This window comes from Streptomyces sp. NPDC057654 (genome assembly GCF_042800135.1).
In the GTDB taxonomy this organism is placed as follows: Bacteria; Actinomycetota; Actinomycetes; order Streptomycetales; family Streptomycetaceae; genus Streptomyces.
Map to the genome: position 1 here is coordinate 1 of NZ_JBHVHQ010001425.1, position 1,239 is coordinate 1,239.

Here is a 1,239-nt window from a genome sequence, read left to right on the forward strand (position 1 = left end):
GGGTCCAGCACTCGACCCACCCGTACGAGCCGGGCTCGTGCCGCAGCCCGAACCCCTCGTGCGTGCCGGGCTGCCAGACACCGAAGAACGCGCCTCCCGGATCGACCGCGAGGGTCATCGTGCCGAAGTCGCCGACGGCGATCGCGTCCTCGATGACCTGGCCGCCCGCCTCCCGGATCCTGGCCGCCGCGGCGGCCGCGTCGTCGGTGGCGAAGAAGATGTCCCAGGCGGTGGGCATCCGGCCGTCGGGCTTCGGCATGAGCCCGGCCACCGGCTTGTCGTCACGCAAAGCCTGTGTGTAGTGGTGGAATTCGGGGCGGCTCGCACCGAAGGTCCAGCCGAACAGCTCACCGTAGAATCGCTTGCCCGCTTCGAGATCGGGGAGGGCCACATCGGCCCAGCAGGGCGCTCCGTCCGCAAACGCGGCCATGGGTCCGGTCCTCTCGTGCGAAGAGTGTCCTGCGCCACACGGTATCGGGGGATCACGGTTCACGCCCGCCCTTGAAATCGAACATTTGGTCAATTTCTCAGTCGGTCACGGAGCGTTGTCCACGAAAGTTATCCCCAGCCTGTTGATAAGACGATTCACCGGTACGGACCAACCCGCCCCGGGCCCCCGTGCACCTGCTGAAACGCCCCTGAACTGCCCTTGTGCCGCGGTGCACCCCCCGGCCCCCATTTGCAGGCAGCCGAATCGCGATCCGATCACCCCTCGGTAAGCTGACGGCATGACAGGACAAGTACGCACCGTCGACGGCCGAGTGGCCGGACGACGCGGCCAGGCGACGCGGCAGAAGCTGCTCGACTGCCTCAGCGAAATGCTCAGCACCGAGCCGTACCGCGACGTCAAGGTCATCGACGTCGCCCGCAAGGCGGGCACCTCGCCCGCCACCTTCTACCAGTACTTCCCCGACGTGGAGGGCGCCGTCCTCGAAATCGCCGAGGAGATGGCGACGGAGGGCGCGAGCCTCACCGACCTCGTCGCCGGCCGCTCGTGGGCCGGGAAGTCCGGGTGGCAGACCGCCGAGGAGCTCGTGGACGGCTTCCTCGGCTTCTGGCGCAAGCACGACGCGATCCTCCGCGTCGTCGACCTGGGGGCGGCCGAGGGCGACAAGCGGTTCTACAAGATCCGCATGAAGATCCTCAACGCCGTCACCAACTCCCTCACGGACTCCGTCAAGGAACTCCAGTCCAAGGGCAAGGTGGACAAGGACGTCAGTCCCGCGGCCATGGCGGGCT

Annotated in this window: 2 protein-coding genes; one reads left to right on the forward strand and one right to left on the reverse strand. The window is 67.6% G+C overall.

All coding sequences use genetic code 11. The annotated features are described in order from the left end of the window. Window positions 1–430: VOC family protein (locus ACFU99_RS44085; RefSeq protein ID WP_384404480.1), on the reverse strand; the 430-nt coding region annotated here is incomplete at its 3' end. Between the two features lie 298 nt (window positions 431–728). On the opposite strand from ACFU99_RS44085, the gene ACFU99_RS44090 reads away from it, so the two are divergent. Then, window positions 729–1,239 (forward strand): TetR family transcriptional regulator (locus ACFU99_RS44090; protein WP_384404482.1); only part of this gene is annotated, 511 nt, incomplete at its 3' end.